The organism is Streptomyces sp. bgisy027 (assembly GCF_057710365.1).
Map to the genome: position 1 here is coordinate 1 of NZ_JBYIVZ010000086.1, position 23,623 is coordinate 23,623.

20 protein-coding genes and 1 pseudogene are annotated in these 23,623 nt (G+C 69.0%); 7 read left to right on the plus strand and 14 right to left on the minus strand.

Annotation, left to right across the window (positions count from 1 at the left end; genetic code table 11):
• Positions 1–847: 847 nt before the first annotated feature.
• Positions 848–1,618 (plus strand): methyltransferase domain-containing protein, encoded by a 771-nt coding sequence (locus AC3ETA_RS45650; RefSeq protein WP_432198792.1) that lies wholly within the window; start codon positions 848–850, stop codon positions 1,616–1,618.
• 3 nt (positions 1,619–1,621) lie between these two features.
• Here the strand turns inward: AC3ETA_RS45650 and AC3ETA_RS45655 are convergent, their stop codons facing one another.
• The 3 genes from AC3ETA_RS45655 to AC3ETA_RS45665 all read right to left on the minus strand — a co-directional run bounded on the left by AC3ETA_RS45655 (position 1,622) and on the right by AC3ETA_RS45665 (position 4,631).
• Entirely contained in the window at positions 1,622–1,825 is a 204-nt protein-coding gene (locus AC3ETA_RS45655; protein WP_432198793.1) for a hypothetical protein, read from the minus strand.
• Positions 1,826–1,950: 125 nt separating this feature from the next.
• Positions 1,951–3,044 (minus strand): IS630 family transposase gene (locus AC3ETA_RS45660; RefSeq protein WP_432198794.1). Its coding sequence is split into 2 segments (ribosomal slippage): positions 1,951–2,597 and positions 2,597–3,044, totalling 1,095 coding nucleotides; the frame shifts between segments, so codons are not numbered across the junction.
• A 1,386-nt stretch (positions 3,045–4,430) separates the two neighbouring features.
• Positions 4,431–4,631 carry a hypothetical protein gene (locus tag AC3ETA_RS45665; protein WP_432198795.1) on the minus strand — a complete coding sequence of 67 codons (201 nt, stop codon included), beginning with the start codon at positions 4,629–4,631 and terminating at the stop codon, positions 4,431–4,433.
• Positions 4,632–4,798: 167 nt separating this feature from the next.
• Here AC3ETA_RS45665 and AC3ETA_RS45670 point away from each other — a divergent pair, with 167 nt between their 5' ends.
• A complete protein-coding gene (locus AC3ETA_RS45670) occupies positions 4,799–6,835 on the plus strand; it encodes a hypothetical protein (protein WP_432198796.1) in 2,037 nt (678 codons plus the stop codon).
• Between the two features lie 82 nt (positions 6,836–6,917).
• Here AC3ETA_RS45670 and AC3ETA_RS45675 read toward each other — a convergent pair whose 3' ends face one another.
• From AC3ETA_RS45675 to AC3ETA_RS45685, 3 genes are all read right to left on the minus strand, one after another.
• Positions 6,918–7,436 (minus strand): hypothetical protein, encoded by a 519-nt coding sequence (locus tag AC3ETA_RS45675; protein WP_432198797.1) that lies wholly within the window; start codon positions 7,434–7,436, stop codon positions 6,918–6,920.
• Positions 7,433–9,490 carry a putative bifunctional diguanylate cyclase/phosphodiesterase gene (locus AC3ETA_RS45680; protein WP_432198811.1) on the minus strand — a complete coding sequence of 686 codons (2,058 nt, stop codon included), beginning with the start codon at positions 9,488–9,490 and terminating at the stop codon, positions 7,433–7,435. Before AC3ETA_RS45680 ends, AC3ETA_RS45675 begins: the two co-directional genes overlap by 4 nt.
• 317 nt (positions 9,491–9,807) lie before the next feature.
• Positions 9,808–11,565: a hypothetical protein gene (locus tag AC3ETA_RS45685; protein ID WP_432198798.1), complete on the minus strand. Its 1,758-nt coding sequence runs from the start codon at positions 11,563–11,565 to the stop codon at positions 9,808–9,810.
• 135 nt (positions 11,566–11,700) lie between these two features.
• Here AC3ETA_RS45685 and AC3ETA_RS45690 point away from each other — a divergent pair, with 135 nt between their 5' ends.
• Complete coding sequence (locus tag AC3ETA_RS45690) at positions 11,701–12,384, plus strand: hypothetical protein (RefSeq protein WP_432198799.1); 684 nt, start codon at positions 11,701–11,703, stop codon at positions 12,382–12,384.
• 167 nt (positions 12,385–12,551) lie between these two features.
• Here the strand turns inward: AC3ETA_RS45690 and AC3ETA_RS45695 are convergent, their stop codons facing one another.
• The 7 genes from AC3ETA_RS45695 to AC3ETA_RS45725 all read right to left on the minus strand — a co-directional run bounded on the left by AC3ETA_RS45695 (position 12,552) and on the right by AC3ETA_RS45725 (position 19,287).
• Positions 12,552–12,809, minus strand: coding sequence for a nitroreductase family protein (locus AC3ETA_RS45695; protein ID WP_432198800.1), 258 nt, complete (start codon positions 12,807–12,809; stop codon positions 12,552–12,554).
• Positions 12,810–13,519: 710 nt separating this feature from the next.
• A complete protein-coding gene (locus tag AC3ETA_RS45700; RefSeq protein ID WP_432198801.1) occupies positions 13,520–14,950 on the minus strand; it encodes a hypothetical protein in 1,431 nt (476 codons plus the stop codon).
• A 335-nt stretch (positions 14,951–15,285) separates the two neighbouring features.
• A complete protein-coding gene (locus AC3ETA_RS45705; protein ID WP_432198802.1) occupies positions 15,286–15,591 on the minus strand; it encodes a hypothetical protein in 306 nt (101 codons plus the stop codon).
• Between the two features lie 63 nt (positions 15,592–15,654).
• Positions 15,655–15,846, minus strand: a complete 192-nt coding sequence (locus AC3ETA_RS45710; protein ID WP_432198803.1) for a hypothetical protein — start codon at positions 15,844–15,846, stop codon at positions 15,655–15,657.
• 31 nt (positions 15,847–15,877) lie between these two features.
• The gene (locus AC3ETA_RS45715) at positions 15,878–16,081 is read right to left on the minus strand and encodes a hypothetical protein (protein WP_432198804.1); all 204 of its coding nucleotides are present in this window, start codon (positions 16,079–16,081) and stop codon (positions 15,878–15,880) included.
• A gap of 76 nt (positions 16,082–16,157) precedes the next feature.
• On the minus strand, positions 16,158–16,334 hold the full coding sequence (locus AC3ETA_RS45720; RefSeq protein WP_432198805.1) for a hypothetical protein: 177 nt from the start codon (positions 16,332–16,334) through the stop codon (positions 16,158–16,160).
• A gap of 289 nt (positions 16,335–16,623) precedes the next feature.
• The gene (locus AC3ETA_RS45725) at positions 16,624–19,287 is read right to left on the minus strand and encodes a cyanobactin maturation protease PatG family protein (RefSeq protein ID WP_432198806.1); all 2,664 of its coding nucleotides are present in this window, start codon (positions 19,285–19,287) and stop codon (positions 16,624–16,626) included.
• 278 nt (positions 19,288–19,565) lie between these two features.
• Here AC3ETA_RS45725 and AC3ETA_RS45730 point away from each other — a divergent pair, with 278 nt between their 5' ends.
• From AC3ETA_RS45730 to AC3ETA_RS45745, 4 genes and pseudogenes are all read left to right on the plus strand, one after another.
• Positions 19,566–20,342 carry an AfsR/SARP family transcriptional regulator gene (locus AC3ETA_RS45730; protein ID WP_432198807.1) on the plus strand — a complete coding sequence of 259 codons (777 nt, stop codon included), beginning with the start codon at positions 19,566–19,568 and terminating at the stop codon, positions 20,340–20,342.
• Between the two features lie 263 nt (positions 20,343–20,605).
• A complete protein-coding gene (locus AC3ETA_RS45735) occupies positions 20,606–20,773 on the plus strand; it encodes a hypothetical protein (protein WP_432198808.1) in 168 nt (55 codons plus the stop codon).
• Positions 20,774–20,816: 43 nt separating this feature from the next.
• Positions 20,817–21,071 carry a hypothetical protein gene (locus AC3ETA_RS45740; protein WP_432198809.1) on the plus strand — a complete coding sequence of 85 codons (255 nt, stop codon included), beginning with the start codon at positions 20,817–20,819 and terminating at the stop codon, positions 21,069–21,071.
• 9 nt (positions 21,072–21,080) lie between these two features.
• Positions 21,081–22,069 (plus strand): annotated as a pseudogene (locus tag AC3ETA_RS45745) (IS5 family transposase).
• Between the two features lie 525 nt (positions 22,070–22,594).
• Here the strand turns inward: AC3ETA_RS45745 and AC3ETA_RS45750 are convergent.
• Positions 22,595–23,623, minus strand: a 1,029-nt coding sequence (locus AC3ETA_RS45750; RefSeq protein ID WP_432198810.1) for a sugar transferase, incomplete at its 5' end; no start/stop codon positions are given.

The following is a 23,623-nucleotide window of genomic DNA, read 5'->3' on the forward strand; positions in this document are numbered from 1 at the left end:
CACCCCCTGCGACGGTGAGCTGCAGAAGGTATGGCTCCTTCGTGTCCGCTGGTCAGGCGGACGCGCTATTGACGGTTCAGGGCGTGTGGCGTGCTGGGCCGCGGTCTGCTGCCGTCGTGGCGCGGCCCGGTTCGGGTATGCGGGCCGGGCCTGCTGCCGCCAGGGGCTGTGCCGGGCGCAGAGGGGTCTGCTGTGCGCGGGCGCGCGCGCCTCGTCCTGCGGATCGCCGGGGTTCGGCGGTGCGCTCGGCACGGGGCGCGCAACAGCTGCCTCGTCCGGCGGAGGCGTGTGTGCGGTGAGGCCTGCGGAGTCCCTCACGTGGTCTGCCACGTGCGCGACGACACCCTCGAACACGGAGTGAGTGTGTCCGTGTCCGGACGTGGACCCAGGCGTTCCCGGTTTCGCAGTTGCCGTCGCAAGGCCAGTACTCACGGTGAGTGGCTTGCGGGGGGGCCATCGAGCCAGGATTGTGCCAGGCGCCTACAAGGCGGGGCCGCCACCAGCAGAATCAGTCCGGTGAGCAGGACGGGGCGGCGCGAGTCGTCGCTGGGCGCGACTGCCGCCACGGGACTGATCGCACACACAAGGTAATCAACCGGCGGGCATGGGAACACAATTCGGCGCGGCTCGTATGCCGTCGGCCCGCGGATTCGCAGTCTCGGGATGCCGTCGGAAGGTGGCCGCAAGCGCGGAGACCGCCGGCTGCCGAGGCTCGGCATGCGGCCGTGTACTTCGGGATGTGTGCCGGCCTTGAGCCGCGTAGTGAATTCGCTGTCCCGCTGCGCCTGGGCGGCCCGCGTTCTTATGCTGACGCCGGGAGTGGGAGACGATTTGGGGGAGATGTCCGATGGGGGTTGCAGGTGGGGGAAGGTCTGTTTTGAGGTCGGGGGTCAAGCGGCTCTTGGGCCGTGCTGGGTTCGACATCGTGCGTAGCACCAACAACCTGGGCGGCGTCGACGACTTCCTTCCGTTCGAGGCAACGATGCGGGCTGCGCGGGAGGCCGGTCTGTCGGTCGGCGACCACATCGACGAGGTCATGAACGGGACGCCGGGCGCGACCCAGGCGACCATCGACGAACTACGCGCTCTCGGCGTCTTTGCCGCCGGCCCGCACACGGTGCTGGAGATCGGCCCCGGGTCCGGGCGGTACCTGGAGAAGACCCTGAAGGAGTGTTCACCGGACCGCTATGAGATCTACGAGACGGCAGCGCCCTGGGCCAACTACCTGGTGGACACGTTCGGCGTGGTCGCCCAACCGACCGCAGGATGCAGTCTCGCGCCTACGCCCGACGGTGGTGTGGACCTCGTTCAGGCTCACAAGGTGTTCAACACCGTGACCTTCCTGTGCGCCTCCCGCTACTTCTTCGAGATGGCCCGGGTCACACGGCCCGGTGGCCGGATCGTCTTCGACATCATGACAGAGACCTGCCTGGAACCGGCCGCGGTACGCGCCTGGGCGACGCAGGGCGGCGCGGGGCACGACTCCTACCCGGCCGCCATGCCCCGCCAGACATGCGTGGACCTCTTCGCGACCCTCGGCTGCAGCCTGGAGGCCAGCTTCCAGGCGCCCATGGGCGTCGCCTCCACCGAGGTGCTCGTCTTCACCAAAGGGGCTTGAGCCTCAGCGCTGCGCGTAGGGGTTCGCCGGCTGCTCGATGGCTTCACATCCGGTTGCCGAGAGCACAGGCGGGCACGCTTGGTCCGAGCCGAGCTTGCCCTGGGGGATCCAGGTGCCGGTGACGGGCGCCCGGTTTGTCGACGGCGGGCTGATGTTGACCAGCTCGTCGTAGCGTTCCCGGGTCACACTGCCGAGTATCGCGGGCATCCGGACACCACCCTTACGGGCCCGGGTGCGCCGCCCTGCGGATGCCACCATCTTTCCCCGACGGCCCGTCACTTCTCACTTCGCAGGGCAGCCTCGCGCCGCCGGCGAGGGCGTGCGTCCCGGTGTTACTGATCTCTTCGGATTGTTGTCGGGTGGTGGATGAGGTGGAGTCCGGTCCCGGCAAGGCAGCCGTCGATGAGGTCGGGCCGTAACTGGATATGGCGAAGTCCGCGGCGGAGGGTGCGTTCGAGGTGTTCGTCGTCGGTGAAGGCGGTGTTGGCCAGCGGGCCGCGCCGTAACAGCGACCAGACGCCTTCCACTGGATTCAAGTCCGGTGCATAAGAGGGGAGTTGGACGATGGTGAGCCAGTCGTGTTCGTCCGCGTACTGGCGCATGCCGATGGCGAGATGGGTATTGAGATTGTCCCAGACGAGCACGATCGGGGCCTTGAGCTGGAGGTGCGCGCGCACCGCCAGGTCGCGGTAGTCGCGCCAGGAGAAGCTGTCGCGCCCTTTGCCTTTGTGCTTGCGGTGGCGGCGCGGCCGGTAGATCAGCCGGGAGGTTTCACCTTGCTTGTAGCAGCACATGGCGGCGATCGACCAGCGGCGCCAGGAGCGGCCGCGCACCCGGACCACCGGCGTGTGCCCACGTCGGCCCCAGGTGCGGGCGCGCGGCGGTGTCATGGAGAACCCCGCCTCGTCCTCGATGACGATGTAGGCCCCCAGCGCCGCCGCGGTCATTCCACCTGCGGCCACACCTCCTTCTTCCACAGCTCGACCGCATGCTCGTCGCGTTCCAGCGCGCGGCGGGCCGGGCACTGCCAGGACCAGCCGTGCCGGTGCAGCAGCCGCCAGACTGCCGCCGAGGAGCAGTCGATGCCGAACTTCCAGGCGATCAGCGCTCTGACCCGTGCCAGGGTCCACCGCTGGTCCTCCCAGCCGTGCTCGGCCGGCCCGAGGGCCAACTCCGCCTCCAGCACTGCGAACTGGCCGTCGGACACCTTGGGAAGCTTGGCCGGTCCCGTGGAGGCGAGGGCGTCCATCCCGCCCTCCTGCCAGGCACGACGCCAGCGTTCCACCGACCGCTCACTCACCCGCAGATCCCTCGCGATCACCGCGGTTCTCTCACTGCGTGCGAACCGCTCACCGGCCTGGTACCGGATCCGTTCACGAAACTGCCGCCGCTCGGCAGTCAGCCCACCGCCCTGCGCGTACCGCATACCACCGGCCTACCGCAGGGATCAGCATCCGACAACAGTCCGAAGAGATCAGTAGGTCCGCCGGATGCGCGGTCTCGCACCTCGACGGGCTGCTTGCGCCGGTCATGCCAGGCTCGTTTGCGGCAGCGGGGAGAGCAGTGCGTTGCCGAGGCAGAATGGTCAGCGGGCCTTGTTACGTGCCGTTGCCGCACTGCTCGAGGGGGCGTATGCGGACTGCGTCCTCTGGGAGGGAGCGTTTTCTTGCGTCGGCGAATTCCGGGAGGGCGGGCAGGGAAGCCAACGTGCCGGTGCTTTCCCGTTTCCAGATCTTTCCGCCGGCGTCCCTGACGATCAGGTAATTGAGCCGGTAGGTCCTCAGCGAGGGCCTGTTTCGTGGGGGAGTGCGGACCGCGAGGTGCGCGCTTCGCACGCTGAGCTCCATCCGGGTGCACGGTGGAGCGACCCCGACTCTCAGAAGGTGAGCCGCCTCATGGCCGTCAGGACCGTAGTCGATCTGCAGATACAAAGAGGCCGCATCCAGCGACCGGTTGGCGATGACGTAGGTGCGGTGCCCGTCCAATGGCTGTAGCCACATGGTGATCTGCGAGACCTGCCGGCGCGTCGCGGCTTCCGTGTTGTCCCGGGACTGGGCGAGCTGATCGTCTGCGACCTGAGCGGCCTTGAATGTGCCCCACGCCGACACCGCGAGAGAAGCCGCTGCGACGAGAGCGGCGAGAACAGTCGCGTGCCGGGCTATGTCAGCCGTGGCGTACCAGGCCCGTACGCCTGCCAGGGCCTGCGCCCGCTGAGTCGCGCGGACCGCTCGCCCGCCCCCGTTTCTACCCCGCTCTGCCTCTGGCCGGGGCCGAACCGGCGGTCGCCGCAGTCGCAGCCTGGGACGGGTTCTGACGGGTCTCGTCATGCAGGGGCCCCTCGCACAGGAGTTGGGGATCGGTGGTGGAGACGGCGTGCCCCAGCAGCCGGTTCCCGGGCTCACGGCACGCGATGAAGTCAAAGGGGTAGCCGGCGCCGCGGGAAGGAGCCTGTCGCTGGAGGAGCGCACATCCGTCTTTCGCTCCGGCTTCGTGCGAACGGTGCCGTTGCTTCCGGTGAGCTCGCCGCGAGACGAGCGGCTGGACTGCAGGCGTGAACGATGACAAGAGAACCAATTCAAAGATGCCCGAAGGGCCGCGCTGCTCGTCCTGCGAGGCCTGTCAGCCGCTGTGTACGTATGGACGGTGCCGGTGGCGCCCGACCGCCGTGATGCGGGGCGGGTATGGGCTGGTCCGGGTCAGGTGCCGCGCCGGGACATGGGTGAGTCGTATGACGGGCCGGGCGTTGGAGGCTGTGTGCTGCGCTCTCGCTTGCGGTGCCCGCCTCGTGGCGGTGTTGGGCCGAGGCGGTGGTCTATCGCAGGTAGGGGGTGAGGGCGGTGGTGACGGCGGCGGCGAGGGTGAGGACGGCGGTGAAGGCTGCGGCGGACTGGATGAGAGCGGTGGCGTAGGTGGCGCCGTTGAGGCGGGAGAGTTTGCCCGCGCAGGCTGCGGCCAGGGCGGCGATGACGATGATGAGTGCAGCGGTCAGGGCTACGGTGGCGGGGTCGGACACGTCATCCTCCGTGGTGTGGGGCGGTGTTGACGAACACGGCTGAGGATTGCGGAGAATGTGTGCGCCAGGGTTCGGCCAGACGATGATGAACACCGGCGGACACGGCACGGCACGGCAGGGGTGAGCGGGTGCGCGAGCGATCACGGCAGCGTGCGGCGCGTACCGAGATGAGCACGCTGCTCGGTGAAGGGCTGGCGCGCTCGGGACTGAGCAAGACCCAGCTCGCGGCGCGGGCGGGCCTGGGCCGTACGACCGTGCAGGCAGCCTTCCAGACCGATGGCCCGCCCCCTTCGGCGCAGACCCTGGTGGCCCTGGCCCGGCCGCTGCGGCTGCCGGTGCCCGAACTGCTCAGGCTGCGCAAGGAGGCCGCGGGGGAGGTCCCGGCCGAGGACGGCGGGGAGCAGGGGCCGGGCACGCCGATCGGGCAGTGGGACGCACACCTGCTGGAGGTGCACCCGGCAGGCGGCGTCGACGGCGCGCTCCCCGACGGCACCGCCACCGCGGCGGGGCCGGTCCTGCCCGGATATGTGGCGCGTCCCCATGACCAGGCACTGGCCCGTGCCGTGCAGGATGTCCTGGCGGGAGACAGCCGGATCGTCGTGGTGGTCGGAGCGTCGTCCACGGGCAAGACCCGGGCCTGCTGGGAAGCCGTGCAGCCCCTGGCCGAGCACGGCTGGCGGCTCTGGCACCCCTTCGCCCCCACCCGCTGGGAAGCAGCACTCGACGGCATCCTGCGCGTGCGCCCCCGCACGGTGGTATGGCTCAACGACACCCAGCACTACGTCGGCGACCTCCGCCACGGCGAGAAGATCGCCGCGCATCTCCACGCCCTGCTCACCCGCCCCGAAGCCAGCCCGGTCCTGGTCCTGGGCACCCTGTGGCCCGAGTACGCCGTGCAGTACACCGCCCTGCCCCAGCCGCACGAGCGTGATCTGCACAGCAGGACACGCGAACTGCTCGCAGGCCGCCTCCTCACCGTCCCTGCCGGCTTCACCGAAGACGAGATCGGCCAGGCCGCCGTCCTCGCCGCCAAAGGAGACACACTCCTGGCCGACACCCTCACCCGTACCAGCACCGACGGACGCGTCACCCAGGACCTGGCCGGCGCACCTGAACTGCTGCGCCGCTACGCCCAGGCCTCACCCCCGGCCCGCGCCCTGATCGAGGCAGCCATGGACGCATGCCGGCTCGGCCTGGTCGTCCCTCTCCCGTGGTCCTTCCTGATCGAGGCCGCAGCCGGCTACCTCGACGATCACGACTTCGACCAGCTCACCGACGACTGGGAAGACAGGGCGCTGCATGAGCTCACCCAGCCCGTGCACGGCAAGCACGCGCCCCTGCGCCGCGCCCGCAGCAGACCCGACGCCGCCCTCCCGGGCACCACGCCTTCCACAGCCGATGCCGTCGAGCAGGGACCCGCCTTCAGGCTCGCCGACTACCTCGAGCAGCGAGGGCGCCGGGAACGCCACGACCTCACCCCGCCCGACTCGTTCTGGCACGCCGCCCACACCCACCTCTCCCGCACGGACGACCTCATCGAACTCGCCCGCGCCGCCCAGCGCCGCGACCTCGACCAGTGGGCCTCGCACCTGCGCTACCGCGCCGCCGACCTCGGCGACTTCAACTCCCTCTACGTCCTGGCCCTGATGCGGGAAAGAGCCGGTGACCACGCCGGGGCCGAAGTCCTCTACCGCCAAGCCGCCGCCGCAGGCGACGTCGACGCCCTGCACGACCTGGCCCTGATGCTGGAACGCGCAGGCAACCACCGCCAGGCCGAGGACGTAGCCCGGCAGGCCACCGCAGCGGGAAGCATCGACACCTTCTACGACCTGGCCCGCCTGCGCGAAGCCGCCGGAGACGACAAAGGGGCACGGGACCTCTACCGCCAGGCCGCCGCCGCCGAAGGCGCCACCGCCCTGGCCGAGGCCGCCCGGCGCAGAGAGAACCACGGAGACCTGGCCGCCGCGGAAGACCTCTACCACCAGGCCGCCGACGCCGGCCACCGCTCCGCCCTGAGCGCGCTGGCACGACTACGCGCTCAGGCCGGCGACCTGACTGGCGCCCAGGCGCTCTTCCAGCAGGCCGCCGACGCCGACGACCTCACCGCCATCTACGACCTGGCGCGCATCAAACGCAAAGCCGGCCCGCCATCCGAGACCGATCCGACCCTGCCTCACCCGCCCAGGCCGGAGAAGGCGCCGTAAGACGCACCGGGAGTCATCCGGCCGCCCGCAACGGCGAGCGGAGGACGGGATGTGCCGGGGCGTGTGTGCGGCGGGTGGTCGTTCAGGGTAAGGGCGGGGGCTGGGTCTGGCTGGCGGTGCTGGTGGCGTTGCGGGCTGCTCGGGTGACGGCGTCCATGTCGGTGGTGTCGCTGCGTTGCAGGACGTAGAGCTTGCCCATGGCGAGGAGGCTGGGGCCGCAGAGCATGATGGCGAGCCACCAGACGTCTTTGGCGACGTAGATCCCGGCGCCGAGCATGGTGATGCTGATGACAGCTCCGACGTAGAGGCGGGCCGTCCACAGGGCGTGCTGGCGTTTTTCCTGCGCCAGGCGTACTTCGCGTTCTGCTGCGGCTGTGGCGTTCTCGTCGGCGCGGGTGGCGGCTTCGCGCTGCATCTCCAGCCGGTTCAGCAGGGCTTGGTGGTCGCGTTTGAGCTGGGGTTCGAGGGCTTCGAAGGCGATCTTGAGCTGCTCCGGTCCGCCGAGGGCAGCGCCCCATTTCATGGCGATCTCGAGGCCGGCCGAGACGACGGGGTCACCTGACGGCAGGGGCAGAGCGCTGCTGTTGTCTTCCACGCTCATTGCCGGGTGCCTCCGTCGTCGCTTCCTGCTGGGCTGTACTCGAGGGGGGTCGGTTCGGGTGGGGGACCGAGGTGGACGAAGAGCCAGGCGAGGGCGTGCTCGAAGTCGGTTGCCGCGCGGGTCACGGCGATGTCGTCCTGCCGGTGGGAGGCGTAGCTGTGCAGCAGATCCTGTGCGGCATCCGCACTCCCCGTGGGGGAGCCGGCCGATACGGCGTCCTGCCCGTCGCCGTGCCGGTGAGCGGATGCTGCCGTGGGGTGCGGCACGGGGTAGCGTCCGCTCATCAGCGCACGACGCAGCCGGTATTCATCGAGCCATCCAGCGAACGCCAGGCCTCGGCCGTGTGTGCATCCCAGCTCGCGCAGGGCCTCGATCTGCTCGGGGAGGTCCACGCCGTCGGCCCAGGACTCCAGCCCCAGGTCGGCAGCGATGCGCAGCAGCCCGCTTGCGATTTTGCCCAGCCGCGCCGACTGTGGGATGTCTGCGGTGATGGTGCGATCCAGCATGAGGACGTCAGCGGGCAGCTGGCGCAGTGCGGAAAGGGACGCGTATCCCTCGGCGAGGGCACCCAGTGCGATACGGACGCCGAGCCTGCGCAGGGCGGTGAGCTGGGGCTTGAGCCCTTCGTAGAGGTTGTGGCCTTCCGCGTGCGTGATCTCGATGATCAGCCCGCCGAACGACTTCCCGTACTGCGTGAGCAGCCCTTCGACAAAGGCAGGCAGTGAGGGCTCTCGTAGTCCTCGTGCACTGATGGGGACGGACACCGGCGCGGACACCCCGCTGCTCAACCGTGCGGCAGCCTGCGTGAACGCTTCTTTGAGCATCCAGCGGTTGAGTTCCGCTTCGTCGTCGCCCGCAACCATGCGCTGCTCGGCAAGTGTGAAGAAGACGCCTTGAGCAGAACGCCAGCGGACCTGGGCGCTGACAGCAGTGACCGTTCCGGTGCTCAGTTCGACCACGGGCTGGTGAAGGAGCACAAATTCGCCCCCGCCCAGGGCCGCACGGACTCGGCCGGCGCGTGGCGCATCGTGTGCCTGCGCCTCCTTCGCGGGCGGCGCATAGAGCTCGACACGGTCCTTGCCCGCGGCTTTGGCGCGACGCAGGGCAAGATTGGCGTGGCGCAGCAGTTCCGTGGCGCTCACCCCGGGCGTGGCGGAGGCGACACCGACAGAGGCGGTGATCCGTACATCGCTGCCGGCGAGGGCAAAGGGCACCGTCAGCACATCCCGCAGGCGGCTGGCGTACTGCAGGAGGTGGTGCTCGCCGACGCTGCCATCCGGGCTGCGCTGCTGCATCACGAGGACTGCGAACTCATCGCCGCCCAGGCGGGCCACCGTGTCCCCGTCCCGTGCGGCTTGCCCGAGACGGTCGGCGACGTGCAGCAGCAGCGTGTCGCCCGCCTCGCTTCCCAGACGGTCGTTGAGACCCTTGAAGTCGTCGAGCCCGATGACAAGTGCGGCAATGCCAGGCCGGGCGATGTGACCGAGAGCCCGCCCTGCGCGTGTGGTGAACAGACTGCGGTTGGCTAGGCCGGTGAGCGCATCGTGCTCGGCGTCGTACTGCAACCGTGCCTGCAAGCGCGTCCGCTCGGTCACGTCACGGCAGTTGAAGATCAGACCGCCCCGGTGGCGGTTGATGGATGCCTCCGTGTTGAGCCAGGCGCCGGCACCCGACTTGACGCGGAACTCCAGACGACTGTCCGGCACCGCGGCGGGATCGGCGGCGAGAAACCGGCGGATTTCGTGGACGACCATGCCGAGGTCTTCGGGGTGGATGGCCGCCGCCAGTTCGGAGCCGACCAGTTCGTCGGTGTCGTAGCCCCATGCTCCTGCCGCAGCCGGGCTGACGTAACGGATGGTGCCGGCCGACGTGACGATCATGATGACGTCGCTGGAGCCCTGCACCAGGGAACGGAAGTGCCCTTCTTTTTCGACCAGTTCTCGGGTGAGCTTGCCGTTGCGGAAGAGCATCAGGCCCTGGTGCACGACGAGCGTGAACACCACCGCGCTCGTGAGGCAGACCATGACGGGACTGACCGCGCGGCCGCTTGCCACACTGAACAAGACGCCGAGTATGCAGACGACGGCGGCCAGGTAGTGGGTGAGAATGCTCCACGTCGCATACGCACGGGAAGCCCGGCGTAATGAGGTCCTGAATCTGCGCACGATCGCCCCCTAGCGAGATGGTGGCACAGGCCCCGACCCGGCGTAGGGCTTTCTGCTACGGCTCGTGCACCCTGCACACCGCCGAAGCCGTCCTCGAACCCGGCCACCGCCACCTGCGCCATGCCAGGGCTCTCCTCGAGCAGCTCTCTCGAGGGTCTGTCCCGCAGAGGGCTGGGCTGGTTGGCCCGCCTGTGGGTGGGGTTGGGTTAGGTGGGGGTGGTGGGTTGGAGTTGGGTGAGCCAGCTGGGTGCGGCGGTGTCGCCGTGGCGGGCGCGTTGGGTGAGCCAGGTGATGGCTTCGTCGGTGCGTCCGGTGTCGTACAGGAGGGTGACGGCGAGTCCGAGGCTGGCGCTGTCGCCGTTTTCGCTGGCGCGTTGGTACCAGGTGATGGCGTCGTCGATGTGTCCGGCGCTGTGCAGGAGGGTGCCCGCGGCTCGCAGGGCTTCTGGGTGGCCGGCTTCGTGGGCGGCGGTGAACAGGCGCAGGGCGGGGGAGAGCAGGCTGCGTGCGCCGGCGGACTGGGCGAGGTCGGTCAGGTCCGGGCGGTGGGCGTGCTCGATCAGGGCGTCCCAGAATCCGGTGGGGGTGTGGTCGAGTTGGCGGGTGGTGCGTCCGTGTTCTTCGAGGAAGTCCGCCAGCCGGTAGTGGGGTTGGGGGTGGGCGGGGGCGCCGCGGCGGGGCCGGATGCGGGTGAGGGGGCCGCGGGTGCCGCGTAAGGGGGCGGCGCAGTAGGCCAGGGCCTGCTCGAACCAGTCTTCGCCCAGGGTGTCCCACTCGGCGTCGGTGAGGTAGCTTTCCGCGGCTGCTTCCAGCAGGGCATGGGGCAGGGCGAGGGTGTGTCCGGCGGCGCGTGCGTCCATGGCCGCTTCGATCAGTGCCCGGGCCGCGGGCGGTGCGGTGCGGTAGCGCTCGAGCAGGGCCGGGGCTCCGGCCAGGTACTGGGTGATGCGCCCGTCGTCGGCGTGGCGGGCGGCGTGCAGCAGCCGCGGGTCGCGGCCCGCGTGGCCGTGCAGGCGGGCGAGATCGTCCGGGCTGAAGGCGGCCGGGACGGTGATGCCGGCGCCGGCCAGCAGGTAGCGGGCCTGTGCGTGCGGATCTTCCACACCCCCGTGCGGGCCGGGTTCCTGCAGCAACTGGGCCCAGTGCTCGGGCCAGATGGTGCCCAGGACCAGCACCGGCGCCTGGGCCGGCTCGCGCAGCAGCGCGCGCAGCGCGGCGGCCACCCGTTCTCCCAGCCCGGTGCCCGGGGTGGTGAGGTAGTGGTGGGTGTCGTTGAGCCAGACGACGGTGTGCGGGCCGATGCCGCCGATCCCGGTCAGGGCGGCTTCGGCGCGGCCGGGTGCGATGGGGTGCCACAGCCGCCAGGTCTCGGGCAGTTCCTGGATGGCTTCCCAGCAGGCGCGGGTTTTTCCGGTGGAGGAGGGGCCGATCAGCACGGCCATCGTGCTGGTGCCCTTGAGGGCCTGCACGACGCGCTGGCGTAATTCTTCGTCGTGGGCGCGCTCGATGTAGGCGGGCAGCGGCGGTAGGTCGTGGGGGAAGCGGCCCGCGCTGTGGTCGATGGCCCGGTGCACCTCCAGGGCGAAGGGGTCGGTGACCGACTGCAGGGGCTGGCCCAGCGGGGCGGTCAGCCGGGCCTTGAGCCACAGACTGCGGATCAGCAGGACGAAGTCGTCCGCATGCCACGCGGCCCGGCGTGCCAGGACGACAGCGATCGCGGCCGCATCGGCCTGCTGATCGGGCAGCTGTGCTTCGTCCAGGCAGGCCCGGATGATCGTGCGGCTGGGGGCCGGGGCGAGGTCGCTGATGCGCGCCGCGTCAGCGGCCAGTTCCTCGAACGTCGGGCTGCCGGCCGCCAGATAGGCCTCGTACAGGGCGCACTGGAAATCACGCAGGGGTCCTGGGCCCACCTGCGGGGCCTGCCGCACACGCGACGGCTGCGGCTCGCTTCCCCCGTTCCCCATCAGCCCATCATGTCCCCTCCCTGCGTGTGAGGGGCTCCCTCCGGCAGGAATGCCCCCACCCGGTCGCCTCAGGAACGACGGACACGGCGCGGAGCCCCAGCCGCACCACGAGCGGCGCGCAGCCGAGGCCGGCGGATGGCACCTGCCATACCGCGCCGGCTGCTGGCCTGCACCGGTAAGTTGAGCGGATCGGACGGCTTCGGGGGCAGTGTGGCGGGGGAAACGATGACGGCGTGGATCGCCGCCGGCTCCGCGGTGGCCGGCGCCCTCGCCGGCGGCGCGGTGACCGGGTGGTTCACCCTGGCAGCTGCCCGCAAACAGGCGCAAGGAACGGTTGATGCCGCAGCCCGTCAGGCGGACGCCGCCTGGGCCGCCGGCCAGCGCCAGGCGGACGCCGCATGGGAGGCCGGACGCCGCCAGGCAGATGCCGCATGGGAGGCCGGACGCCTCCAAGCCGACGCCCAGCTCGACGTCGCCCGCCAGACCCTCACCGCCCAGCACCTTGCCGCCCAGCGTGAGGTACGCCGGGCCGCCTACGCCGCGTTCCTCGCCGCCACCAACACCGCCCACCAACACCGCCGGGAATGGCAGCAGGCCCTGGGCGCCCCCGAAGCGGCCAGTCGCCGTGATCGCTACCAGACGGCCCGGCTCGCCGTCACCGAGGCACTCACCCTGGTCCGTCTCGAAGGCCCCGACCCGGTTGTCCTGGCTGCCGAGACCCTGGAACGCTCCCTCGACGCGAACGCGCCCCAGGACCACTACCAAGCCGCGCACACTGCCTTCCTGGACGCCGCTCGCACCGCCCTCACCCCCGCCTGACCCACCTTGGCGCCCCTCTCCTCACTCCCAGGGGGACCTGATCGCCCGGCCGCAGCCAAGGACCGGGGCACCACCAGGGACCCGAGACGCACCTTCCGGGCGATGGTCGGCCCTCTGCGCGGCGAAGCGGCGGCCGGGAAGCGCCCATCGGGCTCGGCCCGGGGGGCTCATGACCAGGGCGGTGTGGGGGTGCCATCGGGATCGAGGCCGTAGGGCCACTGATGTTGTGGGGAGGTGCGGCCGGTATCGAGTTTCTGGACGTGGCCGGCATCAATGGCCTGGCGGGCGAGGGCGTCGGCGCTCTCACGGTGGCCGGCGCGTCTGCGCACTGCCATCAGATGGAGCAGGGCGTGGGCGTTGCCCGCGTCCGCAGCCTGCCAGGCGAGGGCTTCGGCTCCTGCCGGGTCAGCGGCCCTCTCACGCAAGGCGGACAGCGCGTTGAGGGCCGGGAGGTGGCCGGCATCGGCTGCCTGCCGGTAGAGGGCTTCGGCACCCTGGGGATCGCTGGCCCTCCCGCAGCTTGGCCAGAAGGACCAGGCCGTGCGGGTAGCCGGCCTCGGCCGTCCTACGGCACAGCGCTTCGGCTTGGCCGGGGCGAGGGACCTGGGCACGCAGCCCGGCAAGAAGCGTCAGACCACGCGTGTGTAGCAGTGCGTCGTCGCCGCAGCAGGATCCGACACCGTAGTCCATGCCGATGCCTAGACAGGACGACTGCGCGGGCACGGCCGCAGGTAGCGCGACGTGACTGCCATCGACCTGCTTGAGGGGCCATCGGAGACACCGTCCCCGTCATCGGCCGGAGTGCAGGGCGCAGCATCTGCCAGGAAGCGGCGGCGGGGATCCTCGAGGCTGGAAGCCGCGACGTGCACCCGGTGGGCTGCCGGGGCACCACCCTTTGAGTGCTCGCGCAGTTGGAGGAACGGAGATCTGTGCCGCCCATGGCACTCGTTGCGGGCATCGGGGCTGGCCGCTTGCATGCGGTCGACGAGAGGCCCCAGGAGAGCGTCCGCCGCGGCCGTGCATCCGGGCTGTCGCTGCCAGGAAGCCGTAGCGGGGTCGGTCCGCTGATACGACGTCAGTCCCGGCCGTCGGGAGCAGGGGTGTGGATGTCTGACGACGTGGGGGTGTGAGTCTTCTAGCGCCAGGGTTCGCTGCCGAAACGCAGGTCTTCGGCGGTGAGAACGTGGTGGGAGAAGGTCGCGTAACTGGAGGGGTTGGTTACTGCTTTGACGGGGTCGAGAGTGTTGTAGTCGGGGTGCCACTCTGCCGCGCTGTCGGGGTTGTCGCCGACGAAGTGGACGGTCTCGTGGATGACGATCGCGGCCCGTAGGAGATCGCCTGCTCCGTCGAGAGCGGGGTTGCCGATCGTGTCGAATGGCCGGTAGGCGGGAGTGAACCGGGTGTACGTGCTTTTCGCGCTGTAGGCCCGTGTGTAGCGGGGGCGGGTGAGGTCGGTAACCGTCTGTTCCTTGGAGACCTGGGCGAAGCTCGTCTTGTGAACCAGCCGGTCGGCGACGGCGTCGAATGTGTCCAGGATCGTGAGGAGCGCCGGTTCGAGCCCGGCGGGGTGGTTGTGCGCATGAAAGTGGGTCAGCAGGGCCCCGTCCGTGAGGTGCCATTGCGCGTCGTGGGTGCTGCTGGACAGATCGGCCTGGTAGGCGGTCAGGGCGTTGCGGGCTGCGTTGACCCAGGTGAGGGCACGCGCAATGTCTGCGTTGAGCATGGTCTGGAACGCGGCGGCAGGCATTTTGGGCCGATCGAAGTCCCAGATCCGCTCCTTGCCGGTGGCGGGATCCCATTCCAGCACGCGGTCGCCGCCGAGATAGTGCAGCAGGCGGCCGGCGGGTATCTCACCGCTCCAGGAGTCTTCCATCGCCAGGTCCGGGAAGGGGTCGACGCCCTCGCCCGTGAGGGACCGGTCGTAGCGGTAGACGTAGACACCGCCGTCTCTCTCGTCCCAGAAGAGCATCAGGTCGCCGCCGAGGTAGAGCAGTTGGTACCCGGTTCGGATCGTGACCCATGTGACGCCGGTGACGAGGGTGGGCAGGGGGTCTTTGTCGGTCCGGGACCGGTCGTACAACCAGACCCGGGCCCGTCCGGTGGCCGGCTGCCAGTCGAGTACGCGGTCATGGTCGAGATAGATGAGGGTGTGCCCGCTGCCGATCGTGGAGAACGATGACTGGTTGACTTTGATGGGGATCGGGTCTCCGGTCGTGATGCCCCGGTCGTAACGGTAGATCCGCACGCCCTTGGTGGAGAGGTTCAGATCCAGCACGTTGCCTGTGAACCAACTGCCGGGGGTGTGCGCGAGATGCACCAGGGCATGCCCGGAACGGATCGTCTGGAAGGATCCGTTCGTCCGGGCGTCCGCCTTGTACGGGTCTCCTGCCGACGCCACGTCGGGCTTGGCCACCCAGACGTCGTAGTGGCCGGTCTGCTCGGTCCAGTCGAGAAGTTCGCCACCCCTGGAGCCTCCGAGAGGGATGAGGCGGTGGGTGACCCCCGGACGGTTCTTGATCGTCGTCCAGGTGTGTTCGTTCAGCAGGATCTTGAGCGGATCGTTCATGCGTAGCTCCTCGTGCGTGCCGGTGACCACGAGGCGGGAAGGCTTACGCGGTCCGTCGACCGGTCAGTCGGGCGGCACTGCCACGGGCTTGAGGCCGAGGGCTGCAGTACTCCCCGGGGAACGCAGGGAGCGTCAGACGGCATGGTGCTGAGCGGTGTCGCCGGGAGCGGCAGGACGGCACGGCACCGCAGCGGGGCCGTCCCTCTGCCCGTGCTCCCGTTCGCTCACAGTCGTCGGCCCCACCTCACGCGCCCGGTTCCGGGCGTTTCCCCGAGGGCGGCAGGCGTGGATCTCCCCGGCCGACGGTGTCAGCGGCGGCCGGGGAGAGACGCCTCCTAGACCGGGCCGAACCATGTACAGGGTTCACTCGGCGGGCAGCTCCAGCCACGGTCGTCCAGGCCGCCAGTGGCGGGCGGGTCCGAAACGTCGCAGCCGAAGATCGATTTGGGCGGGGGCTCCTCCTTGTGGAGGCCCTTCTTTTCCTTTTCCTCCTTGTCGTTGGGATTGTCCTTGTAGTAGTAGACGCCGACGACCTTCAGGAAGGGCTGGTATGTGTTCCAGCCGCGCTCTATCGCACCCAGCACGGGGAGGTTGAGCCGGGAGCCGGAGGCGGTGGCGTGTGCTTCGGACTTGTCGTTCATGCCGCTGTCCTTCCAGGACCTCGTCGGCGGCTGTGGGCAGTGCCCAGCCGCCGACACGCGGCCTCACTTGAGGAAGGCACCGATCGCCTTCGTGGCCAGGGGCACCAGCCAGGGGAAGAAGTCCGCCTCGACGCCGGAGCCGTTCTCGATGTCCGCGCCCTTCGGCGCCGCGGCGGTGCGGTCGACAGCCGGCGCCTGGAAGGGCGTCCGCAGGACGACCGACGGGGCCGCTCGCTGTTGGAGGTCCTCATTCATGTCTGTCTCCTTTCTGTACGGTCTCGCGGAGCTAAGCCCTGCTGGAGAGCCAGGCGTCCAGGACGCCCTTGGCTCCGTGGCCGATCAGCGTCCAGGGCATTTCCCAGTTCGCCTCTGCGCCCGCCGGCTCGGCATCAAGGGGGGCTGGGGTGGCAGGGCTCCGGTCGATCGCGGGCCCCTGGACGGGCACCCGCAGGACGACCGACGGTGCACTCTGCGCGATCTGGTTGTTCATCCCGGTGTCCTCTCAGGGCCGTGCAGCGGTGGCGGGACCCAGGCCGCCACCGCTGGGGCGGATGCTGCGGGCGCCTCTAGAAGAGGAACTTCTTCGCGATGTCCCACAGGCTGTTGGCTTCGACGCCGTCAGCAGGGTCGCCGGAGCCCTTGGGCCCGATGGGGTCGCGGTTGATGGCGGGGGTTTGGAACGGCGTCCGCGGAGTGCCGTACGGAGCTGGCTTCTCCTCGCGCCGGGTAGGCGACTCGTTCATCTTTCTCTCCTTTCACCTGGTGACAGGCCGGCGAGCGGTTGCCGCCGGAGGTTTTCTTGCACCGGCTGCGGGCTGTCAGGGTGCTTGCGTCCGTTGCAGGTAGCACAGCTGCCTGGCAGGCCCCCAGAGTTCTGCGCAGCCCGAGCGGGCCGCCTGCACGCCGGAGTCGTCCTGCCTTTCCTGCGGCTCCCGCCCCGGTTCGCGGTTGACCGGCGGCGCCTGCAGGGGAGGCGAGGGAGTGACGGGGGTTCTGGTGGTGTCCATGGGGGCTCCTCGGGTGGTTCGACGGTCAGTAACGGCCGATGAAGGTGTGGACCGGAGCGAGGCTGACGGGCAGTTCGTCGCTCACGTCGAATGTGAACAGGTACGACACCGGCGCCCGCTGGTCGTTCTCCGGGTCGAAGAAGGTCAAAGTGACGTCCTCGCACACCGCACCATGGCGGCAGAAAGGACTCTTGGACACGGTGACGGTGTCCAGTGCGTAGAAGTTGTTGCTGCTGCCGGGGACGTGTTCCGCCGAGAGGATGCCGTCCTGGATCTCGTGACCGACCAGGAACGCGTTGGTGCCCGCCGCGTTCAGCGCACGGTCTGCGGAACTCTGGCCGAGGTTGCGGAACTTCCAGTAGACCTTGGACAGCAGGGCACGGATGGACTTCTCGAGGAACTCGCCCTTCTTGCCGGCGAACTCCTTGCGGACCTGCTTCTCGGCTTCGTCCTGCTGCGCCACAGATCCGCTGGCTTCCTGGACCTTCTGGCGTGCCTCCCGGACGCGCTTGTCGACCACTGCGGCGATGACGGCGTTGACCAGCAGCGTCTCTGTCCAGGTGAACAGGCCGCGGCTCTTGACCTCGACCACCGGGAGGACTTGGCCCGAGAGCAGCCGGACCGTGCGGTCGGTGAGGACTCCGGGAATCGATACCCGGGAGACGAAGCCGGTGTCCTTCTTGTCCATGGCCTGGCCGAGGAGAGCGTCCCGGAAGGTCCGGTAGACGTAGGAGACCGGGGGGTACGAGAGGGTCTCGAGAAATTGCGCGAGCAATTTCTTGTTGCCCGCGGAGCTCTGTGCGAGCTCCTGCACCTTGTCCGGGGCATCCTTGAGGTCCGTGATGATGGGGCGGGTCCAGTCCATGCCCACCGGCACCTCTGCCTCGAGGGCGTAGTACGGCATGGCGTCATGGTTGAGCGTCCAGATCAGTTTGTCCGAGGCCCAGGGGTTCTTGCTCAGATAGGCGTGCAGCTGCTTGGGGTCGTAGATGTTCGGCTGGACCTCCTGCTCCAGCTGGCCTGCCGTGGCGTCTATGACGGTGTTCGGCATCTGCTGGCGGAAGCTGTCCCGGCGGGCCTCGGTCCCGAAATCGAACCCGATGTTGCCGATCGCATAGATGAGCTGGCGTGCGTCGCCGCTCACGGGGCCGGCGGCAGCGTTCACAGTCGTGCCCTCGTTCGGGCGGGATCCGCAGGTGCCGCCGCAATCCGGGCAGGACGGGCGGACACCCGGTTCCACCGGGGCGGGCATGACAGGGGCGGCCGCGGCCGGGGGCGGTGGAGCCTGCTGGGCCAGCATCTGCGGCGCCGGCTGGGGCGCAGCGTATGCCATGGGCTGTGCGGCAGGCTGAACTCCGGGCGTAAACCCGGGCTGGGCATAGGTCTGCTGGGTGCCTTGCGGTGCCGCCTGCGGTACGGTCCCGGGCCAGGAGGGCGGGGCCGGCGGCGCAGGGCTGGGGGCTGTGACCGGCTGCGGAGCCGCGGCCGGCACAACGGCCGGGCCTGCTTGGCGTATTGGTGTGGACGTCTGCGCCTGGGGGGCCGCCACGGGCGTCGGTGTCTGGGCAGGCGCGGCATACGGGGCTTCAGGGGAAGCCGACGGCGAGGTTTCGGGGGGAGCCGACGGCGGGGCTTCGGCGGCGGACATGCCTTCCGCCGTGTCCCCGGCGTGCGCGTGTACGTCGTTCGTGTCCATGACGATGGCTCTTCCTTTCGGTTCGGCGTGAGTCGTCCGGAGCGTCAAGGCCGCACCTGCGGCGGGCACCGCGTCGTCCCTCACTGGCTGGGGGGCACCCGGGCCTTTCTCTCTGATCAGTTCGAAGGCACGCACGGCATCGAGACGGCCGCCGAGGAGCCGACGGCACTCCGGGGCATCGTCGGGAGCGCACGGCGGACGGCTTGCTGACGCACGGATGGCGCGGCCGGCAGCGAGCGGGTCGGGTTTGCGGCCCTGGGAGATCTGTTCGGCCACGAGCAGCGCAGCCACCCCGGTGACCGCCGGGGTGGCGAAGCTGCTGCCGGTCAGTGCCGCGAGGCGGCCACCGGGCGCTGCGCCCTTGATGTCCCGGCCGGGTGCCAGGACGCCGTTCGTCCGGTAGGCGGGACCCCAGTTGTTGATGTCCAGCGGCTCGCCGTCGGCGTCGGTCGCGCCGACAGCGAGCACGGACGGCGTGGCGGCCGGGGCCTGGAGGCAGTCACAACCGTCGTTGCCGACTGCCGCGACCAAGAGCACACCGTTGTCTTCGCACAGTCGCAGCGCGCCTTCCAGAAAGCTTTCTGCCCTGCCGTCCCGGCTGCGCTCCCCGCCGCTGATGTTGATGACGTGTGCCCCCGCTTCCACGGCCCGTTCGACGGCCCGCGCGAGGTCGAGCTGCGACACGCGCGACACCCGTCCGTCCGGGGCCTCTCGAAATACCGGGAGGAAGAGCCCGCTGCAGCGCGGGATGAGACCGGGCGCCGCAGAGCCGTCCTGCCCGAAGAGCAGACTGGCGACATGCGTGCCGTGCAGTGACATCGGTCCGGGGCCGGCAGGATCCGACACGAGGGTGGCCAGCCTGGTGAGATCCGCTCCCTCGAAGCACGGATGCGCCATGTCGACCGGTCCGTCGAGCACGGCGACACGTACCTCCGGGGCGCCGAGAAGTTCGGCTTCCCCCGGCAGCCCGCGCAGTACCGACCGGATGTCCATCCGAGCCTCCATCTCCAAAGGCTTCACGGCTTTTCTCGATATCTGCCAGATTACGCATAACGGCATTTCTGGGATATTTACTGGAATGTGAAGAAGTCATTTAAAAAGCGTCCATGATGCGTTTACGGGGTGCGCGGATAGCGTTTTTCGTGCGTCATTGAACAGTTCACTGTTCACCGACTGCGGGGCTTCCCGGGTGGCGCCAGGCGGAGGATCTTCCAGGTCGGGCTTGGTGCCACCGGTTGCATCGGAAAAACGGATCACGCAAGGTGTTAGCTGTGGCGAACGCACTACGTCTCGAAATCCTGGGGCCATTTGAATTCATCCGTGGCGAGCGAAGAGTCGCTGTACCCGCTGGCGCCCAGCGCCTGCTGGCCCTCCTGGCATTGCATGAAGACGGGATTCCTAGGAGGGTCGCAGCCGAGCAGTTGTGGCCGGATTGCACCTCGATGCGGGCAGCGGCCAACTTGAGATCGGCCCTGTGCCAGACCCGGAAGACAGGACCGAAGGCCGTCGTCGGTTGCGACGGGCAGCGACTCGTGTTGTCACCGTGCATATCCGTCGATCACCGGGAGGCCTGGCGGGCAGCCGACCGGCTCCTCGACGGCGAGGACGACGTACACACAACGCCCCCCGATCTGGACCGGCTCGTCGACGACCTTGCCCAGCCGATGCTCGTGGGCTGGGACGACGAGTGGCTGGCTCACGAACGCGACCGCTGGGACCAGATGCGCCCGTACGCGTTGGAAAGCCTGGCCCTGCACTTCCTGGCTGTCGGCCGGTACCTGGCAGCGCAGCAGGCGGCGCTCGCTGCCACCGCAGTCGACCCCTACCGTGAGACAGCGCACCGCATTGCTATCGAGGTCTACGCGGCGGAGGGCAACATAGCCAGCGCGCTCAGGCGCTATGAGGATTACAGAAGACGCCTTCAGCGGGAGTTGAGTGTGTCACCATCCCCGCGGATGACCCAGCTGATCCGGAACCTGACCGCCAAGTGGCCTGCGGAGCATGACCACACCCTGGAGGCGGATTCGTCAGGCAGTCGGCACCTCTGAGCATCCGATGCCGGATCGCACTCCACCGGCTCGTGTCGCCCAGGCAGAGACAGAGCGACAGGACGAAGGCCGGCCGCACTTGGCCGCGGCCTTCGGGTGTCTCGACGGCCAGGTCGGCGGTGTTTCACCACCCCTCATTCGGGCGCGTAGATGCAGCGGCTGTCACTCAGACGCGGTGACGACCTCCTCGAGCGCCACGCGGAGGTTGCAGCTGTCACGGGCGGTGCCGATTCAGTGCCAGAACTTGGTGTAGAGGTGCCGGTATGACGGTCTACGAGAAAGACCTGCTCCCCGCACTGATCGCCGACATCACTACTGGCACACCGAGTTATTTCTCGTCAGACTGGCCCTTCGGCCCTGTACCGATCGAACTGCTCGTGCCCGCTGCGACTTCGCTGCAGCGCCCCCGTCCTGACCTAGGGCCTGTCTGAAGTCGTGATCAACGGGTGAGATGCCACCTGGCACCATGCCCTCATGAATGCCGATAAATCGCGGGAATCCGTGCCGACTGTCAACGTGCGGCTGTGGCGCGCCGATGCCATCGTGCTGTTCGACTGGCTGATGAGCACCGACCTGAACGCTGTACCGATCACGCACCCGGCTCAGAAGCAGGCGCTCGCAGACCTGCTGTCGCGGTTCGAGTGGGCATGCGATGTGGACATCACGGATTCCACCGCGCCAGAGATCGCCGCAGCCCAGGATGAGGTGGCCAAGGACATGGGCTGGTAGACGTCTGGGATGGCGCGTAAAGAACTCACGGACGCTGAGTGGGAGTTGATCGGCCCGTTCCTGCCGATAGGCAGGTCCGGCCCGGATCCGGAGCATCTGCGGGAGCAGTTCGAGGGCGTGATCTGGAAGTTCCGCTCGGGTGCCCAGTGGCGTGAGATGCCGCCGGAGTTCGGGGTCTGGCAGACCGTTTACGACCGCTTCCTCCGATGGCGTGACGCGGGTGTCTTCCAGGTGCTGATGGAAGGGATGATCGCCGAGGCGGCCATGCGCGGGCAGACGGACTTGTCCTTGGTCAGCGTGGACTCCACGGTCGCCCGCGCCCATCACGACGCCGCGGGTATGCGGGTCGACGAGGAGGTCCTGTCGTCCCTGGAGAAGGCCGCCGAGGCGTCAAAGGGGGCCGGTGGAAGGAACGAAAGCCGCAGGCCGAAGGCGAACGGGGCACGTCCGACCCGGGTCGGGAGGAACGGAGGCGCATCCGGCGGCGACGCCGGGCCCGCCTGAAGGCGGCCCTGCTGGGCCGTTCGCGTGGTGGCTTGACCACCAAGGTCCATCTCGCTGCCGATCCGCGCTGCCGCCCGCTCTCCTTCCTCCTGACTGAGGGGCAGGCCGCCGACGGTCCCCGGTTCGTCCCGGTCCTGAAGAAGATCAAGGTCCGGGGGCCGGTCGGTCGCCCACGCACCCGACCCGACGCGGTCGCCGACGACAAGGCGTACTCCTCCCGCGCCAATCGCGCCTATCTGCGCAGACGGAACATCCAGGCTGTGATTCCGGAGAAGGCCGACCAGGCCGCGAACCGCAAGAAGAAGGGCCGTCAGGGCGGACGGCCCGTCTCTCACGACGCCGAGCTCTGCAAAGGCCGCAACACCGTCGAACGTCTGATCAACAAGCTGAAGGCGTGGCGCGGAATCGCGACTCGCTACGACAAGACACCCCAGAGCTACCTCGCCGGCCTCCATCTGCGAGGAGCGCTGATCTGGATGCGCAGCCTCCAATGATCACAACTGCAGACGGGTCCTAGCAGTGCATCACACCCGTCCAGACATACCGCTTCAGTCGCTTGACGTGGGGTTTCCATCTGAAATCTAGCCGGCTGTCGGCTCCACGGGAAACGACTTGATTGACCGTCAGCGCGAGGCACTGGCCCACATCTGCGCCACCGCCCGCCCCGAACAGATCGACGCTGCCCACGGGCGACATCTACACGACTGAGCTATCCCGAGCTGAGTTCCCGTACTGCCTCGCCCTGCGCGCCAAGCGCCCGTGCAGGCCATGCCGCGGGACCGCGGCCCGCACAGGCGCAAGCTGACGGCGGAGTACCTCCGGGCCCGCGACAAGTACGCGTTCGCGCAGTCGGACAGCTGGTGGTGGGGGGCTTCGACCGGATCGGGCTGAACTGCTCGCCGGTCGGGGCAGCGGGGGTCGCTCTGAGCCGTTGCGGACTGGACGTTTCGGCCTTCCGTGGATGAGGCCGGTCGGGGCTGGGGGAGGGGCGGGCGTTGCTGCCCGCCCCCTTGTTGTGGTTAGGCCATGGCTGGGCCGACTTCGTGTCGGCACCATTTGGTGACGCGGATGGCTGTGGGTTTGCGTTCTTCGTGGATGGTTGGCTCGGTGCTGCTGGTGGCGCTGTCTGACGGGTGGGGTCTGCGGGGGTGTTCGTTGCGGGAGTTGTTTCGCAGGCAGGCGTTTTCGACGATGATCGGCTGGAGCAGGAGGCCGATCGCGCGGAGCATGATGGACAGTCGTCGGCGTCTGCTCATGGTGAGGAAGTTTTTGTCGAACGCGGCCTGTTCGGGAACGACGAGGGTCAGGTACTTGGCGGCGTCTGCTTGGTACTGCACCATCCAGTCTCGGAAGCCTCTGCTGACGGGGCCGGTCAGGCCGGGGCGGTGTTCGAATACCCAGCGGCAGGATCTCGGGTACTGGACGGCGATCGCCGGATTCTCGGGCTTGGGTCCGACCAGGGTCAGGTCTCCGACCAGCAGGTTCCACAGGCGGGGCAGATGCTCGATGCCTGAGCGCATGAGGATCCGGTCCATGGGGGTGGCCGGCGTGCCGTCCTCGTTGCGCCGGACGTACAGCGTGTAGCGGGTGAAGATCCGCCCGCCCTGTCCGACGCGTGGCTGGCGGTCCCATGCGGGGCGGCGCCGGACCAGTGCCAGGGCAAGGGCCATGAGCAGGGTCGGCGCGGTCAGCAGCAGGGCGCTGAAGGCGAATCCGATGTCGACGGCGCGTGTGAGGTGTCCGGGACGTCTGCTGCCCAGCTGCTCGGCCATGCCGTGCATCCGCTCGTGCCACCACGGCGGGTCGGACGACGGGCCGGCAGCCTTTTTCGTGTACTGGCGGCTTCTGTGCCAGGAGTCCGCCCACATGACGGCGAGGACGACGACGCTGCCGAGGCATCCGGTCACTGCCTTGATGGAGCCGAGGGAGAGCATGACGCTGATGGAGACGACGGTCGCGACCAGCCAGAGCGACATGATGTCGCCGACGAGGTTCGCTACTTTGCGTGCTGCCACGCCTTCGTCCCTGGTGCGCGGCGGACTGTGCTG

Coding starts and splice junctions, on each gene's coding strand:
- AC3ETA_RS45650 (WP_432198792.1), top strand. CDS start 848: ATGGGGGTTGCAGGTGGGGGAAGGTCTGTTTTGAGGTCGGGGGTCAAG.
- AC3ETA_RS45655 (WP_432198793.1), bottom strand. CDS start 1,825: ATGCCCGCGATACTCGGCAGTGTGACCCGGGAACGCTACGACGAGCTG.
- AC3ETA_RS45670 (WP_432198796.1), top strand. CDS start 4,799: ATGAGCACGCTGCTCGGTGAAGGGCTGGCGCGCTCGGGACTGAGCAAG.
- AC3ETA_RS45675 (WP_432198797.1), bottom strand. CDS start 7,436: ATGAGCGTGGAAGACAACAGCAGCGCTCTGCCCCTGCCGTCAGGTGAC.
- AC3ETA_RS45685 (WP_432198798.1), bottom strand. CDS start 11,565: ATGGGGAACGGGGGAAGCGAGCCGCAGCCGTCGCGTGTGCGGCAGGCC.
- AC3ETA_RS45690 (WP_432198799.1), top strand. CDS start 11,701: ATGGCACCTGCCATACCGCGCCGGCTGCTGGCCTGCACCGGTAAGTTG.
- AC3ETA_RS45700 (WP_432198801.1), bottom strand. CDS start 14,950: ATGAACGATCCGCTCAAGATCCTGCTGAACGAACACACCTGGACGACG.
- AC3ETA_RS45705 (WP_432198802.1), bottom strand. CDS start 15,591: ATGAACGACAAGTCCGAAGCACACGCCACCGCCTCCGGCTCCCGGCTC.
- AC3ETA_RS45710 (WP_432198803.1), bottom strand. CDS start 15,846: ATGAATGAGGACCTCCAACAGCGAGCGGCCCCGTCGGTCGTCCTGCGG.
- AC3ETA_RS45715 (WP_432198804.1), bottom strand. CDS start 16,081: ATGAACAACCAGATCGCGCAGAGTGCACCGTCGGTCGTCCTGCGGGTG.
- AC3ETA_RS45720 (WP_432198805.1), bottom strand. CDS start 16,334: ATGAACGAGTCGCCTACCCGGCGCGAGGAGAAGCCAGCTCCGTACGGC.
- AC3ETA_RS45725 (WP_432198806.1), bottom strand. CDS start 19,287: ATGGACATCCGGTCGGTACTGCGCGGGCTGCCGGGGGAAGCCGAACTT.
- AC3ETA_RS45735 (WP_432198808.1), top strand. CDS start 20,606: ATGACGGTCTACGAGAAAGACCTGCTCCCCGCACTGATCGCCGACATC.
- AC3ETA_RS45740 (WP_432198809.1), top strand. CDS start 20,817: ATGAATGCCGATAAATCGCGGGAATCCGTGCCGACTGTCAACGTGCGG.